The following is a 235-nucleotide window of genomic DNA, read 5'->3' as shown; positions in this document are numbered from 1 at the left end:
TACGCCTTCCGCCCGGCCGTGCCGATGTCCTTCGACGAGGCCAAGGCCTGGGAGCTGCGCTACGCCGTCGGCTCGGCCGCCCACGTGGCCCTGCTCGGGGTCTCCTGCTTCATCGCCTTCGCGGTGACGAACGATCCCTTCGTGCACATCTTCACGTTCTCGCTGACGATCGCCTACATGATCGGCACGTCCGGCCGCAATTTCGCCAGCAGCTTCCTGGTGAATACGCAAATCA

The 235-nt window shown here is 64.3% G+C and carries 1 protein-coding gene; it reads left to right on the top strand.

The features are described from left to right. The coding region (locus tag ACZ3HG_RS24900) for a hypothetical protein (RefSeq protein ID WP_465335225.1) at window positions 1-235 on the top strand (235 nt) is incomplete at both ends.

The organism is Erwinia sp. PME.40.26/001, from assembly GCF_055556675.1.
Note: the sequence above shows the minus strand (reverse complement) of the source record. Positions and strands in the feature narration are given on the sequence as shown.